Below are 1,077 nucleotides of genomic sequence, written 5' to 3'. Positions count from 1 at the left end.
AAGCAGACTCAGGTATGAAAGTTGAGGACGTATGTCGTAAACACGGCATAAGCAATGGTACGTTTTACAACTGGAAGTCGAGGTATGGTGGTATGGAGGCTTCTGATGTTAAAAAACTCAAAGAGCTTGAAGAAGAAAATCTTAAGCTCAAAAAAATGTATGCTGAAGTCAGCCTAGAGAATAATGCGATCAAGGAGCTCTTTGCAAAAAAGGGCTGGTGACAGCAGAACGGCGTAGTTGCGTAAACACCCTGGTTGAAGCTGGCCTGAGCATTGTGAAGTCATGCGCATCTGTAGGGCTCAGCCGCTCAACCTATTACCGCCCAGAGCGGGATTGGCGTTATGCAGACGCTGCTGTCATTAATGCGATTAAAGAGGTACTTGAAAAGTCACCACAAGCTGGCTTCTGGAAGTGTGTGGGCAGAATAAAATTTAAAGGGTATCCGTTTAACCATAAGCGTATTTACCGCGTGTATTGCTTAATGGGTTTGAACTTAAGACGTAGAACTAAGCGTAAATTGCCGCTACGGGAGCCGCAACCACTTGAGGTTAAGAATGAGGTGAACTATCAATGGGCATTGGATTTTACACATGACACACTTTATTGCGGAAAACGATTTAGAACCTTAAATGTGCTTGATGAAGCGACACGAGAGTGCTTGGCTATAGAAGTGGATACATCACTCCCAGCTGCGCGAGTTATCCGTGTATTAGAGCAGCTAGAGTCAGAGAGAGGTCGTCTACCAGCACAAATTCGCGTGGATAATGGCCCGGAACTCATTTCAAATAAACTAACAGATTGGTGTCATGAGCGAGATATAGAACTCGCCTATATAGAAGCAGGAAAGCCGCAGCAAAATGCTTTTATAGAGCGTTTCAATGGCTCATTCAGAAGGGAATTTTTAAATGCTTACTTGTTTGAGAGCATCAACCAAGTGAGAGATATGGCTTGGTTCTGGCGTTTAGATTACAACGAAGAAAGAACACATGAGAGCCTTGGTAACTTGCCTCCGGCGATTTACCGCACTAAGTTGGAAAACTCCAGTTTAGAGGTGTGCCATTAAAGGGGAAGTGGACA

General features: G+C 44.3%; 1 protein-coding gene. It reads left to right on the top strand.

Going from position 1 to position 1,077, the window contains the following annotated elements:
• Window positions 1–1,063 (top strand): IS3 family transposase gene (locus MHN32_RS23665; protein WP_239422995.1). Its coding sequence is split into 2 segments (ribosomal slippage), with 1,064 coding nucleotides annotated over them: window positions 1–204 and window positions 204–1,063; the frame shifts between segments, so codons are not numbered across the junction. This gene is flagged as partial in the annotation.
• Between the last annotated feature and the right edge of the window lie 14 nt (window positions 1,064–1,077).

Origin of the sequence: Pseudoalteromonas sp. Of11M-6 (genome assembly GCF_022347905.1) — a bacterium.
In the GTDB taxonomy this organism is placed as follows: domain Bacteria; phylum Pseudomonadota; class Gammaproteobacteria; order Enterobacterales; family Alteromonadaceae; genus Pseudoalteromonas.
Note: the sequence above shows the minus strand (reverse complement) of the source record. Positions and strands in the feature narration are given on the sequence as shown.